Source organism: Streptomyces sp. NPDC046939 (assembly GCF_040644575.1).
GTDB lineage: Bacteria > Actinomycetota > Actinomycetes > Streptomycetales > Streptomycetaceae > Streptomyces.
In genome coordinates this window covers 99996-112110 of sequence record NZ_JBEYWV010000004.1, presented here as the reverse complement: position 1 = coordinate 112110, position 12115 = coordinate 99996, and the positions used below count along the sequence as shown (strand labels likewise).

9 protein-coding genes are annotated in these 12115 nt (G+C 70.8%); 5 read left to right on the top strand and 4 right to left on the bottom strand.

What is annotated here, in order from left to right:
* Positions 1-85: 85 nt before the first annotated feature.
* On the top strand, positions 86-955 hold the full coding sequence (mutM, locus tag ABZ877_RS06015; RefSeq protein ID WP_361065072.1) for a bifunctional DNA-formamidopyrimidine glycosylase/DNA-(apurinic or apyrimidinic site) lyase: 870 nt from the start codon (positions 86-88) through the stop codon (positions 953-955).
* Here the strand turns inward: mutM and ABZ877_RS06010 are convergent.
* Entirely contained in the window at positions 928-1308 is a 381-nt protein-coding gene (locus ABZ877_RS06010) for a helix-turn-helix domain-containing protein (protein WP_361065070.1), read from the bottom strand. The genes mutM and ABZ877_RS06010 overlap by 28 nt on opposite strands.
* Before the next feature lie 107 nt (positions 1309-1415).
* Entirely contained in the window at positions 1416-2723 is a 1308-nt protein-coding gene (locus tag ABZ877_RS06005) for a CAP domain-containing protein (protein ID WP_361065066.1), read from the bottom strand.
* A gap of 226 nt (positions 2724-2949) precedes the next feature.
* Between ABZ877_RS06005 and ABZ877_RS06000 the strand changes: the two genes are divergently transcribed.
* From ABZ877_RS06000 to ABZ877_RS05985, 4 genes are all read left to right on the top strand, one after another.
* Positions 2950-3231, top strand: coding sequence for an acylphosphatase (locus ABZ877_RS06000; RefSeq protein WP_361065063.1), 282 nt, complete (start codon positions 2950-2952; stop codon positions 3229-3231).
* Positions 3232-3615: 384 nt separating this feature from the next.
* Positions 3616-3819 (top strand): hypothetical protein, encoded by a 204-nt coding sequence (locus ABZ877_RS05995; RefSeq protein ID WP_361065059.1) that lies wholly within the window; start codon positions 3616-3618, stop codon positions 3817-3819.
* Between the two features lie 237 nt (positions 3820-4056).
* Positions 4057-7770 (top strand): AAA family ATPase, encoded by a 3714-nt coding sequence (locus tag ABZ877_RS05990; RefSeq protein WP_361065057.1) that lies wholly within the window; start codon positions 4057-4059, stop codon positions 7768-7770.
* Positions 7771-7995: 225 nt separating this feature from the next.
* Complete coding sequence (locus tag ABZ877_RS05985; RefSeq protein ID WP_361065054.1) at positions 7996-9420, top strand: sugar porter family MFS transporter; 1425 nt, start codon at positions 7996-7998, stop codon at positions 9418-9420.
* 101 nt (positions 9421-9521) lie between these two features.
* Here ABZ877_RS05985 and ABZ877_RS05980 read toward each other — a convergent pair whose 3' ends face one another.
* Both ABZ877_RS05980 and ABZ877_RS05975 read right to left on the bottom strand, forming a co-directional pair.
* Positions 9522-10508, bottom strand: a complete 987-nt coding sequence (locus ABZ877_RS05980) for an LLM class flavin-dependent oxidoreductase (RefSeq protein ID WP_361065051.1) — start codon at positions 10506-10508, stop codon at positions 9522-9524.
* A gap of 57 nt (positions 10509-10565) precedes the next feature.
* Positions 10566-12011 (bottom strand): cytosine permease, encoded by a 1446-nt coding sequence (locus ABZ877_RS05975; protein ID WP_361065048.1) that lies wholly within the window; start codon positions 12009-12011, stop codon positions 10566-10568.
* Positions 12012-12115 lie beyond the last annotated feature (104 nt).

The following is a 12115-nucleotide window of genomic DNA, read 5'->3' as shown; positions in this document are numbered from 1 at the left end:
GCCGGTGGGGGCTGGTCGCGCAGTTCCCCGCGCCCCTGGCGGAGCGCTGCACGCCCCCTGTATCGACTACAACCGGAGGATCGTCGTGCCTGAACTGCCCGAGGTCGAAGTCGTTCGGCGGGGGCTCGCGCGGTGGGTGGCGCATCGGACCGTCGCCGACGTGGAGGTCATGCACCCCCGCTCCGTACGCCGCCACATCGCAGGCGGCGACGACTTCGCGCTCCGCCTCAAGGGGCAGACGATCGGGGAGCCGAGCCGGCGCGGCAAGTACCTCTGGCTGCCGCTGGAGACCGCGCACATGTCCGTCCTCGCGCACCTCGGCATGAGCGGCCAGCTCCTGGTCCAGCCGCACACCGCGCCGGACGAGAAGCACCTGCGCGTCCGCGTCCGGTTCGCCGACGACCTCGGCACCGAACTCCGCTTCGTCGACCAGCGCACCTTCGGCGGCCTCTCGCTGCACGACACCGCGGAGAACAGCGCGGACGGCCTGCCCGACGTCATCGCGCACATCGCCCGCGACCCGCTCGACCCGCTCTTCGACGACGCCGCCTTCCACACGGCGCTGCGTGCCAAGCGCACCACCATCAAGCGCGCCCTGCTCGACCAGACGCTCATCAGCGGCGTCGGCAACATCTACGCCGACGAGGCGCTCTGGCGCGCGAAGCTGCACTACGAGCGCCCCACCGCCGGGCTCACGCGCCCGCGCACGGCCGAACTCCTCACCCACGTACGGGACGTCATGACCGCGGCGCTCGCCGTCGGCGGCACCAGCTTCGACTCCCTCTACGTGAACGTGAACGGGGAGTCCGGCTACTTCGACCGCTCCCTCGACGCGTACGGGCGTGAGGGCCTGCCCTGCAAGCGGTGCGGGACGCCGATGTGCCGGCGCCCCTGGATGAACCGCTCCAGCTACTTCTGCCCGCGCTGTCAGCGCGCCCCGCGCGCCGTGTCGTAACGCTCGCGCGCCGCCAGGACGTCGTCCATTCGCCCCTCCACGAAGCGGATGAGGGCCAGCAGGCGCTCGGCCACGTCACGGCCCAGCGGCGTCAGCTCGTAGTCGACGCGGGGCGGATTGGTCGGCTGGGCCTCACGGTGCACAAGGCCGTCCCGCTCCAGCGCCTGGAGCGTCTGGGACAGCATCTTCTCGCTGACCCCGTCCACGCGGCGGCGCAGCTCGTTGAAGCGCAGCGAGCCCTCGTACAGCGCCCCGAGCGTGAGCCCGCCCCAGCGGCCGGTGACGTGCTCCAAGGTGCCGCGTGACGGGCACGCCTTGGAGAACACGTCGAACGCGAGGTCGGTGGAGTCCATACGCCGAGGGTACTGCGGCACAGCGCGGTGTGAAGGGTAGCGCTGTGTGTGAGTGAGCGCTGTACGACGGTAACCGTGTGGGAACGCCTGTACGGACCTTGGCTCGGTCAGAAGCCGAAGTCCTGCGTCCACCACGGGCCGCCCGACCCGAAGTGCACCCCCACGCCCAGGGTCTTGTAGTCGCAGTTGAGGATGTTCGCCTTGTGGCCGGGGCTGTTCATCCAGGCCTTCATCACCGACGCCGCGTCGGCCTGGCCGCGGGCGATGTTCTCGCCGCCGAGCCCGTTGACCCCGGCCTTCTTGGCGCGGTCCCAGGGCGTCGCCCCGTCCGGGTCCGTGTGGTCGAAGAAGCCGCGCGCGGCCATGTCCGCGCTGAAGGCGGTCGCCAGTGCGGCCAGACTGCTGTCGGCGGTGACCGGGGAGCAGCCCACCTTGGAGCGCTCCTGGTTGACGAGGGCGAGGACCTGAGCCGCCGCCGCGTCGGCCGCCGGGGTGGCGGGCGCGGCCGAGGTGGGCTCCTGCGTCTTCTGCGGGGCCGGGGCCGGAGCCTCGGTCGAGGGGGCCGCGCTCTTCGATGCTGTCGGGGCGCCGTCGCCGGGGGACGTCCTGGCGGGCGCGGGCTTCTGCGACGGCTTCGCGGACGGCTTGGCCGGGGCGGCCTTCGAACGAGAGGCCGAGGGGGCGGAGCGGTCGGGGGCGCGGCTCGCGGCCGACGACGGGGAGCGGCCGTCGTCGACGGCGCCGTCCGTGCCGCCCTGCGCCTCCACCGAGGGGGAGACGGCGGCCTGCACCTTGTCCCCGTCGTGGTCGCCGCCGAGCTTGTAGCTGTCGGATCCCGGTATCAGCCCGGAGGCCACCGCGACCGCGCCCACCGCGACGGCGGCCGAGGCGCCGAGCAGACCGGTGCGCACGGGGACACCGCTGCGCTTGGCGCGCCGGTGGGACCGTGAGCGCGGCACCCGGTCCGAACCACCGGCCGAGGATATGAGGCCCTCCCGCTGCTCCGGGAAGACCGTGGTCGAAGGGGCGTCCTGGAAGTACTGGGCGTACGGACCGTACGGGTCGAAGGGGGCCGGCTCCTCCGGGGGCTCGTACGGGGCGTGCGCGGCCGTCTCGGAGGCAGATGGCACGGACGCAGACGTTTCGAACGCGGACGTTTCGGACGGGGCCCGCTCGTACGGGGCCTGCTCGTACGGTGTCGGGTCGTACGGAGCACGTTCGTACGGGGCACGTTCGTACGGGGCACGCTCGTGCGTGGCCGTCTCGTACGGGGCCGGCTCGTCCGGGAAGTAGAGGGAGTGCGCCGCGCGCGACGGGAACGTCGCGGTGGGGGCAGAGGGGGCGTAGATCTCCGTACTGTCCGCTGCGCGGCCCGTGGTGGCGCGGCCGGCGGCGGAGCGTCGGTGGCGTCCCATGTGATGGCCTTCCTCGTCCTCGCGGTCGTCAGGACGACGGTCAACGCGCCACCCCGGCCGCCGATGTGACGGTCCGGTGGCCGATGTGACGCACCGATCGTCAACGTGACGCACCGGTCGTCCATGTGACTCACCCGTACGGGTGAGGCTCGTCGGTCGGCGACGGTACCCCACGACGTACGGGGCCGAAGTGCTCTCTGTTCAATTGGCCGGTTAGCGTGCAGCCATGAACGAAGACGTACGGCTCACCGCCTGGGTGCGAGGACGCGTCCAACGTGTGGGTTTCCGCTGGTTCACCCGGGCGCGGGCCCTGGAGATCGGCGGCCTGTGTGGTTTTGCTCTCAATCTGGAGGACGGCCGCGTACAGGTCGTCGCCGAAGGGAGGCGCGAGGCATGTCAACAACTCCTGGACTGGCTCCACGGCGGCGACACACCCGGGCGCGTCGACGGTGTCACTGAGATCTGGGACACGCCCCGCGGCGGCTACGACGGATTTGCCATCCGCTGAGACATTGCCGCAGGCGAACCGTGGTGCCGCCGGGAAAGAGGTGCCACAGGCAGTTGCTCCGGGCAGAAATGCCCTGGTGGTTGCCAAGACAGGGGACTCGTGGCAGGCTCCCCGGGTACGGATGATCACACGCCCCGAGGGCCCCGAGGAACAGGCCGCGCCGGACCACGCGCGGTGCGATGCCGCCGGGTTGCCCGCCAATACGGGGCGTGATCGTGTTGACCGTCAAACTTTTTGGTGAGACTCTGGAATCCCCGCGCACCTTAGCTGTTTGGCATGTGAGAACGGCCAGCAAGACACAACAAGTGCCAAGCACCGCGGGTGCGATTCCCTCACGACCCACCACCGCTTCGGTCGGTCACTCAGTGTGGAGGACCATCCATCATGGCAAAGGCGCTTCTCGGTTACGTCGGCGGCAGCGACCCGCGACTCCTCGCCGAGATGCGACGGCTTCAGCAGCGCGTCCAGGATCTCGAAACCGAGCTCGGCCGGATCCAGGCCGAGAACGACGCGCTCGCGGCTGCCGCGTCTCGCGACTCTCTCATGGAGAGCATCGACGTACCCCAGGCGGAGCCGGCGCTCACCTGATCACGCCCAGAGTCGTGCGTGAGCAGGCTGCTCGTACAGCCGCTTGACAGAGATATGCAAGGGACGCTTCGGCGTCCCTTCTTTCTTTTCCGGGCTGATCACTTCTGCTCTGGTCGCTCGATCCGGCCGCCCCCGCGCCCCGAAGCTGATTCGTCACGTCTGATGTGCCCTGCACCTTCACGGGCGAAACCGTGGGTTCATGGAGTGAGACAAGGGTGCCGGGTAGAGTCCGACGGCGTGCATCTCAAGGCCCTCACCCTGCGCGGGTTCAAATCGTTCGCCTCGGCCACCACCCTGCGGTTCGAGCCGGGCATCACCTGCGTCGTGGGCCCCAACGGTTCCGGCAAGTCCAATGTCGTGGACGCCCTGAGCTGGGTCATGGGGGAGCAGGGCGCCAAGTCGCTGCGCGGCGGCAAGATGGAGGACGTCATCTTCGCCGGCACCACCGGGCGCCCGCCGCTCGGCCGCGCCGAGGTCTCCCTCACCATCGACAACTCCGACGGCGCGCTGCCCATCGAGTACGCCGAGGTCACCATCACGCGGATCATGTTCCGCAACGGCGGCAGCGAGTATCAGATCAACGGGGACACCTGCCGCCTCCTCGACATCCAGGACCTCCTCTCCGACTCCGGCATCGGCCGCGAGATGCACGTCATCGTCGGCCAGGGCCAGCTCGACGGCGTCCTGCACGCCGACCCCATGGGGCGCCGCGCCTTCATCGAGGAGGCGGCGGGCGTCCTCAAGCACCGCAAGCGCAAGGAGAAGGCGCTGCGCAAGCTGGACGCGATGCAGGCCAACCTCGCGCGCGTGCAGGACCTCACCGACGAGCTGCGGCGCCAGTTGAAGCCGCTGGGGCGGCAGGCCGCCGTGGCGCGCCGGGCCGCCGTCATCCAGGCCGACCTGCGCGACGCGCGCCTGCGGCTGCTCGCCGACGACCTCGTACGGATGCGGGAGGCGCTCAGCGCCGAGGTCGCCGACGAGGCCGAGCTGAAGCGGCGCAAGGAGGCGGCCGAGGAGGAGCTGAAGAAGGCGGTGCTGCGCGAGGGACACCTGGAGGACCAGGTGCGCCGGCTGACGCCCCGGCTCCAGCGGGCGCAGCAGAGCTGGTACGAGTTGTCGCAGTTGGCCGAGCGGGTGCGCGGCACGATCTCGCTGGCCGACGCGCGGGTGCGCAGCGCGGCCTCCGCGCCGGCCGAGGAGCGGCGCGGCCGTGACCCGGAGGATCTGGAGCGCGAGGCCGCCCGGGTGCGCGAGCAGGAGGCCGAACTGTCGGCGGCGCTGGAGGCGGCACAGGTCGCGCTCGACGAGACCGTCGCCCACCGCGCCGACCTGGAACGGGAGCTGGCCGTCGAGGAGCGGCGCCTGAAGGACGTCGCCCGCGCCATCGCCGACCGGCGCGAGGGCCTCGCCCGCCTCCAGGGCCAGGCCAACGCCGCCCGGTCGCGGGCCGCCGCCGCGCAGGCCGAGATCGACCGGCTCGCCGCGGCGCGGGACGGGGCACAGCAGCGGGCAGAGGCCGCTCAGCAGGAGTACGAGCAGCTCAAGGCCGAGGTCGACGGGCTCGATGCCGGGGACGAGGAACTCGCGGCCCAGCTCGAAGAGGCCAAGGTGGCGCTCTCCGAAGCGGAGTCCGCGCTGACGGCCGCGCGGGAGGCGGCCACGTCGGCGGAGCGCAAGCGGGCCGCTGTCGCCGCGCGCCACGAGGCCCTCGCGCTCGGTCTGCGCCGCAAGGACGGCTCCGGCGCGCTGCTCGGGGCCCGGGAACAGCTCACGGGCGTGCTCGGCCCCGCCGCCGAGCTGCTGACGGTGACACCCGGGTACGAGATCGCCGTCGCGGCGGCGTTCGGCGCGGCCGCCGACGCCATCGCGGTAACCACCCCCGCCTCCGCCGCAGAAGCGATCCGCCTGCTCCGCAAGCAGGACGGAGGCCGGGCGGCGCTGCTCCTTGCGGGGGGCCCGGGGGTGCGGGGGGCGGCGTCCGAGGCGCGGGGGGCATCCGAGGTGCGGGGGGCGGCTGACGTACGGGGGGCGGCCGACTTGTGGGAGGCGCCCGGTCCGCAGGGGCAGCCCGAGTCGCGGAGGACGCCCGACCCGCAGGAGACCCCCGACCCCCGCGCAACCCCCACCCCCCACAACACGCCCGCCCAAACCCCACCCCCCGCCGCCGACCTAGTCCGTGGCCCCGTCGAGCTCATGGGTGCCGTGCGGCACCTGTTGCGGGGCATCGTCGTCGTAGGGACGTTGGAGGATGCCGAGGATCTGGTGTACGCGCGGCCCGAGCTGGTCGCCGTGACCGCCGAAGGCGATCTGCTCGGGGCGCACTACGCGCAGGGCGGCTCCGCCGGGGCGCCGAGCCTTCTTGAGGTGCAGGCGTCCGTGGACGAGGCCGCCGCCGAGCTGGAGGAGCTGGCCGCGCGGTGCGAGGAGCTGGCCGAGGCGCAGCACGCGGCGACCGAGCGGCGCGGTGAGTGCGCCGCGCGCGTGGAGGAGCTGGGGCAGCGGCAGCGCGCCATAGAGCGGGAACGTTCCGGCCGGGCGCAGCAGCTCGGGCGGCTCGCCGGGCAGGCCCGGGGCGCCGCGGGGGAGGCCGAGCGCAGCGCGGCCGCGGCGGCCCGGGCGCAGGAGGCACTTGAGCAGGCCGCGATGGATGCCGAGGAGCTGGCCGAGCGGCTTGCCGTGGCCGAGGAGCAGCCCGCCGACGAGGAACCGGACACCTCCGTCCGCGACCGGCTCTCCGCCGACGGCGCCAACGCCCGCCAGACCGAGATGGAGGCCCGCCTCCAGGTCCGTACGCACGAGGAGCGGGTCAAGGGGCTCGCCGGGCGGGCCGACTCGCTCGACCGGGCCGCCCGCGCGGAACGCGAGGCACGCGCGCGTGCCGAGCAGCGGCGGGCCCGGATGCGGTACGAGGCCGCAGTCGCCGAGGCCGTGGCGTCCGGGGCCCGGCAGTTGCTCGCGCACGTCGAGGTGTCCCTCGCCCGCGCCGACGAGGAGCGCACCCTTGCCGAGCGCGCCAAGGCGGAGCGGGAGCGGGAGCTCGTCGCGGAGCGGGCCCGTGGCCGCGATCTCAAGGCGGAGCTCGACAAACTCACTGATTCAGTTCACCGGGGCGAGGTACTAGGAGCGGAGAAGCGGCTGCGCATCGAGCAGCTCGAGACCAAGGCGCTGGAGGAGTTGGGTGTCGAACCGGCCGGGCTCGTCGCGGACTACGGTCCGGACCGGCTCGTGCCGCCCTCGCTCCCCGCCGAGGGCGAGGAACTGCCGGAGGACCCGGAGCACCCGCGCAACAAGCCGCGGCCCTTCGTCCGTTCGGAGCAGGAGAAGCGGCTCAAGTCCGCGGAGCGCGCCTACCAGCAGCTCGGGAAGGTCAATCCGCTGGCCCTGGAGGAGTTCGCGGCGCTGGAGGAGCGTCACCAGTTCCTCAGCGAGCAGCTTGAGGACCTGAAGAAGACCAGGGCCGACCTCCTTCAGGTGGTGAAGGAGGTCGACGAACGCGTCGAGCAGGTCTTCACGGAGGCCTACCGCGACACCGCGCGTGAGTTCGAGGGCGTCTTCAGCCGCTTGTTCCCGGGCGGTGAGGGCCGGCTGATCCTGACCGACCCCGACAACATGCTCACCACGGGCGTGGACGTCGAGGCCCGCCCGCCGGGCAAGAAGGTCAAGCGGCTGAGCCTGCTCTCGGGCGGCGAGCGGTCACTGACCGCCGTGGCCCTGCTGGTCTCCATCTTCAAGGCGCGGCCCAGCCCGTTCTACGTGATGGACGAGGTCGAGGCGGCGCTCGACGACACCAATCTGCAGCGCCTGATCCGCATCATGCAGGAGTTGCAGGAGGCGTCCCAGCTCATCGTGATCACGCACCAGAAGCGCACGATGGAGGTGGCCGACGCGCTGTACGGGGTCTCCATGCAGGGCGACGGGGTGTCGAAGGTGATCAGCCAGCGGCTGCGGTAATGCCCGCCGCCAGCGACCCTCCTCGGGCAGTCTTCAAGTATTGAACCCAACTGCCACTTCCATGCCTAATAACTCACACCAGTCTCACTATTGACTTCGAAACTTGAAGGCATAGTCTCTGCAACGTTGCTTTTACCTTCAGGTGGTGAGCCGCGTGCAGTTGTGCGCCACTGGAAGGGCTCGCCCCCACCCCCGGCAGCGACGCCGGTGGCCCGAGGAGTACACGTGACCAGCACTGAGGCACCTTCGTCAGGAGCCAGAAACGCCCAGCCCGATCACCTCGGGCACGTCATCTTCATCACGGCCGCGGCCGCGATGGGTGGCTTCCTGTTCGGCTACGACAGCTCCGTGATCAACGGCGCGACCGTCGCCATCCAGCACAAGTTCGACGTGAGCGCCGACACCCTGGGCTGGATCATCGCGTCCGCGCTGCTCGGCTGTGCCGTCGGTGCCGCCATCGCCGGACGCATCGCCGACCGCATCGGCCGCATCCGCGTCATGCAGATCGCCGCCTTCCTCTTCGCGATCAGCGCCATCGGCTCCTCGCTGCCCTTCGCGGCCTGGGACCTCACGATGTGGCGGGTCATCGGCGGCCTCGGCATCGGCATGGCGTCGGTGATCGGCCCGGCCTACATCGCCGAGGTGGCCCCGCCCGCGTACCGCGGCCGGCTCGCCTCGTTCCAGCAGGCCGCCATCGTCATCGGCATCGCCGTCTCCCAGCTCGTCAACTGGGGCATCCTCAACATGGCCGACGGCAACCAGCGCGGCAAGCTGGCCGGCCTGGAGGCCTGGCAGTGGATGCTCGGTGTCATGGTCATCCCGGCGCTCCTCTACGGGCTGCTCTCCTTCGCGATTCCCGAGTCGCCGCGCTTCCTGATCTCCGTCGGCCGCAGGGACCAGGCCAAGAAGGTGCTCGCCGAGGTCGAGGGCACCGGCATCGACGCCGACGCCCGTGTCGCGGAGATCGAGCACGGCATCCGCAGCGAGCACAAGTCGTCCTTCAAGGACCTGCTCGGCGGCAAGTTCGGCTTCCTGCCGATCGTCTGGATCGGCATCTTCCTGTCGATCTTCCAGCAGCTCGTCGGCATCAACGTGATCTTCTACTACTCGAACCAGCTCTGGCAGTCCATCGGCAAGGACCCCTCCAGCTCGTTCCTGTACTCCTTCGAGACGTCGATCGTGAACATCATCGGCACGGTGATCGCGATGATCTTCGTCGACCGGATCGGCCGCAAGCCGCTCGCGATCATCGGCTCCGCCGGTATGGCCGCCTCCCTGTTCACCGCGGCCTGGGCCTTCTCCTACCGCACCGGCACCGGCGACAACGTCTCGCTGCCGAACGCGCAGGGCCTCACCGCGATCATCGCCGCCAACGCCTTCGTCCTCTTCTTCGCCCTGTCCTGGGGCGTGGTGGTCTGGGTGCTGCTCGGCGAGATCTTCCCCAACCGGATCCGCGCCGCGGCGCTCGGTGTGGCGGCCTCCGCCCAGTGGCTGGCCAACTTCGCCATCACCAAGACCTTCCCGAGCATGTCGGAGTGGAGCCTGAGCGGCTCGTACATCATCTACGGCGCCTTCGCCGCGGTCTCCATCCCGTTCGTCATGAAGTTCGTGAAGGAGACCAAGGGCAAGTCCCTGGAGGAGATGGGCTGACCCGCCAGCTCCTCGTCAGGCCCGTCCTCGGAAGGGCCTCGGACCCGGGGAGGTGGGTTCAGTCCCCGCTGCCACCTCCCCGTTCACGTCACTGCCCCGGTTCACCGGCCCGCTTCCCGGGCCTTGAGCCGGGGCAGTACGTCTTCGCAGAACAGACGCAGACCGCGCCACCCCTCGTCGAGCGGCATGCCGCCCGCCAGCGGGTGCAGTACATAGGTGTCGAGGCCCTGGGCCAGGCACTCCTCCGGCGTCACGATCCGGTAGACGCCCTCCGCGCGCAGCTCCTCGACCGTCGTCGCCGCCGACTTCACCGCCGACCGGATGTCCGTGGACTGCCAGGACGCGTACGTGCGCGCCTCGTGCAGGAAATGCCCGCCGTGCTCGGCCCAGGTCCGGTCCGGGTCCTCCGACAGATGCAGCAGCGCCGTGTTCTCGGCGGGCATCATGGTCCAGCCCTCGGTGCCGTACTCGGCGAGCCGCTCCTTGTAGTACGTGTCGAGGTCCGGGAGATGCGCGCTGGGGAAGAACGGCAGGCCGAGCCGGGCCGCGCGGCGCGCCGCCGCCCGCGAGGAGCCGCCGACGAGCAGGAGGGGATGCGGCTGGGTGTACGGCCGCGGGGTGACGCGGACCTGCCGCCCGCGGAACGTGAACGGCTCGCCGGTCCACGCCCTGAGCAGCGTCTCCAGCAGCTCGTCCTGGAGCGCCCCGCGCCGCTTCCACTCCACGTCGAACTGCGCGTACTCCTGCGGCCGGTACCCGATCCCCGCCACCGTCACGAGCCGCCCGCCGCTCAGCAGGTCCAGTACGGCGATGTCCTCGGCGAGCCGCAGCGGGTCGTGCAGCGGGCCGATGACCGCCGAGACGGTGACGGCGATGCGGCGGGTGGCGCCGAGGACCGCGCCCGCGAAGGTGAACGGTGAGGGCAGCCAGTTGTCGGCGGCGCCGTGGTGCTCCTCGGTCTGCACGGTGTCGACGCCCTGGCCGTCGGCGTACGCGGCCATCTCGACCGCCGCCTGGTAGCGGGCGCTCAGCGACTCGGGGGTGGCGTCGGGCTCGACCAGGTTGAACCGTACGACGGAGACGGGCATGGAAAATCCCCCTTCACACACGGGTGCGGGTGAAGGGGGACGGTAGCTGACGGAGCGTCAGACAGCCAGGGGGGCGGGCTCCTCGGCCTCCGCCGGTGCCGTGGTCCTGTCCACGGGCTTCGGCAGCACCAGGTACAGCAGGCCCGAGACGACGATCGTGACGATCCAGCCGAGCCCGTACTCGCCGATGAAGTTGTTCGTGGCGAGCGGCCCGGTGAACCAGTCCGACGTGGTGAACAGCAGCCCCGCGACCAGGCCGATCGCCCAGGCGATCACGGCGGCGGGGGAGAAGCCGCCCTTGTACCAGTAGGCGCTGGTGCGCGTGGTGTCGACGAGGGCGGCGGGGTCGTAGTGCTTGCGCGAGAACATGTCCGCGCCGAAGACGCCGACCCATGCGGAGAAGGCGACCGCGAGCAGCGACAGGAACGCGATGAACGAGCCCATGAAGCTGGTGGCGACGAGCATCAGGATGCCGCCGAAGACCAGCGAGATCAGCGCGTTCACCGAGACGGCCCAGTGGCGCGGGACCTTGAAGCCGAGGGTCTGGGCGGTGAAGCCGGCCGAGTACATCGACATGGCGTTGATCAGCAGCATGCCGACGAGCGCGATCAGCAGGTACGGCACCGCGATCCACATCGGCAGGATCTCGCCGAGGAAGGAGACCGGGTCGGCCGCCGAGGCGAGGTCGGGGGTGGAGACCGCCATGACCGCGCCCATCAGGACCATCGGCAGGACGACGATGCCGGCGCCCCCGATCGAGTGGCCGACGATCGCCTTGGAGGAGGCGGTGCGCGGCAGGTAGCGCGTGAAGTCGGGGGAGGCCGGGATCCAGCTCACGCCACCGGCGGCGATCAGGCCGATGCCCGCCACCATCAGGGACGTCTTGCCCGCGGGCTGGTCGAACACCTTCGACCAGTCGGTGTCGACGATCAGGTAGACCAGGACCAGCGCTGTGAACAGGCCGAACAGATAGGTCGCGTACTTGTTGCACTTCTGCACGGCGTTGATGCCGAGGCCGGAGATCGCGAACGTGGCGACCACGAAGCACAGCAGGGTGACGATGACCAGGAAGTTGTTCTGTTTGATGTCGAACAGGATGTCGAGGACGGTGAGCACGGCGTACGCGCCCGTCACCGCGTTGATCGTCTCCCAGCCCCAGCGGGCGACCCAGATGAGTGAACCGGGGAGCAGATTGCCGCGCTGTCCGAAGACCGCGCGCGACAGCGCCATGCCGGGGGCGCCGCCCCGCTTGCCCGAGATGCCGATCAGGCCGACGAGCCCGTACGACACGATCGGCGCCGCGATCGCGACGACGATGGCCTGCCAGAAGTTGAGCTTGTACGCCACGACGAGGCTCGCGCCCATCGTGAGCAGCAGCACGCTGATGTTGGCCGCGACCCACGTCGGGAACAGCTCGCGGGTCTTGGCGGTGCGCTCGGCATCGGGGACGGGCTCGATGCCGCGCGTCTCCAGGGCGCCTTCGGATTCGGCGGTCTTGCTCATGCGGTGGGGTTCCGTGCCTCTGTGGGGTGGGGCGGAGGGAGAGCTCGCGAGGGGTGCGCGGGGTGCGTGTCCGCGAGACGTTCGCGAGGGAAAGCTCGCGAGGA

What these genes read in the sequence shown, in the direction of transcription:
- ABZ877_RS06010 (WP_361065070.1), bottom strand. Translation starts at nt 1,308, where the DNA reads ATGGACTCCACCGACCTCGCGTTCGACGTGTTCTCCAAGGCGTGCCCG.
- ABZ877_RS06005 (WP_361065066.1), bottom strand. Translation starts at nt 2,723, where the DNA reads ATGGGACGCCACCGACGCTCCGCCGCCGGCCGCGCCACCACGGGCCGC.
- ABZ877_RS06000 (WP_361065063.1), top strand. Translation starts at nt 2,950, where the DNA reads ATGAACGAAGACGTACGGCTCACCGCCTGGGTGCGAGGACGCGTCCAA.
- ABZ877_RS05995 (WP_361065059.1), top strand. Translation starts at nt 3,616, where the DNA reads ATGGCAAAGGCGCTTCTCGGTTACGTCGGCGGCAGCGACCCGCGACTC.
- ABZ877_RS05980 (WP_361065051.1), bottom strand. Translation starts at nt 10,508, where the DNA reads ATGCCCGTCTCCGTCGTACGGTTCAACCTGGTCGAGCCCGACGCCACC.
- ABZ877_RS05975 (WP_361065048.1), bottom strand. Translation starts at nt 12,011, where the DNA reads ATGAGCAAGACCGCCGAATCCGAAGGCGCCCTGGAGACGCGCGGCATC.